At 53.6% G+C, this 1,496-nt stretch carries 2 protein-coding genes; both read right to left on the bottom strand.

All coding sequences use genetic code 11. The features are described from left to right. A partial coding sequence (locus ACEPPX_RS11730; protein ID WP_416624185.1) for a phage baseplate assembly protein V occupies nucleotides 1-383 on the bottom strand: 383 nt, incomplete at its 3' end. Continuing rightward, nucleotides 364-1,467, bottom strand: a complete 1,104-nt coding sequence (locus ACEPPX_RS11725; RefSeq protein ID WP_416624186.1) for a phage late control D family protein — start codon at nucleotides 1,465-1,467, stop codon at nucleotides 364-366. The genes ACEPPX_RS11725 and ACEPPX_RS11730, both read right to left, overlap by 20 nt. Nucleotides 1,468-1,496 lie beyond the last annotated feature (29 nt).

Genomic DNA, 1,496 nt, shown 5'->3' with positions numbered 1-1,496 from the left:
GGCGCGTCAATGGTAACCTTGCCCTTGGTCTGCACCACCACATCGCCGGATTTGCGGTTGTGCATAATCACCGTGCCGTTTTTAAACCGCCGCATCCACATATCTTTGCTCGCGGCAGGCGGCGTGTCGGCGGCGTTGTAGGTCGCCCCCAACACCACGCCGTTTTCGCCTCGCGCGTCGAGCAGACAGACTACTTGTTCACCTTCATCGGGCAAGGCGTAGAATTGATTACCGCCTGCAGCAGGAGTCAGCATCGGCAGCCAGTCGGTTTCCATGTTTTCCAGTGCGGGTAGCCGCACGCGCAGATTGTGTCCGGCTTCATCAACGGCTGAGACGATACCAAATTGCAGCGTGGCTCCAAAGTCATGATTGGGCAGCATCATCAGCTTCTTTCTCTTCCGGGATATATTCCAGCATTTTAATTTCAAGGTCAGTGGTGTAGCCGCTGCGGCGGTCGTATCGGTGCCGCGCCTGCTTAACCAAATAACGGCCGCTGAATTTGCCGTGTTTTTGGAGCAACACCACTTGCCCGGCCACCAGCTTGGCATGACCGAACACGGTCACATTGCCAGCGCATTGCTCGTCTTGGGCAGCAGCCAATGCGGCATCCGCCCGTGCGTTAACCTGCTCTTGGCTTTCGCCCTTGTTGGCAATGATTTTGAGCGTGTCGCCGGATGTGGTGCGTTTGGTATTTTTGCGGCGCGGTTTAGCCTTGCGTGTGGTGGTGCGGTTGGTTTTCGTTTTAGGATCATATCCCGACACCACGGCTTTATCAGGCACACCTTTAATCAGGTCGCGGATGCGGATATCGATAATATCTGCCGGATTCAATGCCGCCACCGGCTCGCGTTCGCCCAGCTTGGCATTACTCGTAAATACCAGGGTATCGCCTACGATCTTAAAGGTGTGGCCGTATTGTTTGGCCAAACGGGCTAGAAACTCAATGTCGCGCTCTTGATATTGGGTAACACGCTCAATATCAATATGTTCGCATTCACCATCTACCTTGAGTTTTAGACGCTCTGCCACGATGCGTACGATTTTTGCCAGCGTAGTTTTTTCATACGGCTTAGCCTGCAAAGTGCGGTTGGCCTTGGTTATCCCGGTGGCTAACGCCTTCAGGCTCACAGTTGAGGGTGGGTGGTTATATTCAATCTCAGCAATCTCAAAGCTCCCCAACGCCACCAAGCCGGTGAATTGGTCGCCTAAGCTCAAAGATAGGCTGTCTCCCTGCTCGGGATACCAAGCACGCAGCCAGCGGCCGTCGCTATCTTCAAACGTTACTTCCAGCTCGTCCGATTGCCCACCTAAGTAATCGGTATAGGTAATCGACAACAGGTAAGGCTCGACATCACCGGTGATGTCTTTTTGCTCGTATTGGAGTACAAAATCCGGCTTGGTAACGGGGTGGGTATTGGCCGCACCGACCAAACCATTTAATTGCAACAAAGCACTTAACGCAGCCACGGCGGCATATCCTCTTGGTTGTTTTTCGG

Source organism: Neisseria sp. S1 (genome assembly GCF_048060015.1).
GTDB classification, from domain to species: Bacteria; Pseudomonadota; Gammaproteobacteria; order Burkholderiales; family Neisseriaceae; genus Neisseria; species Neisseria arctica.
Note: the sequence above shows the minus strand (reverse complement) of the source record. Positions and strands in the feature narration are given on the sequence as shown.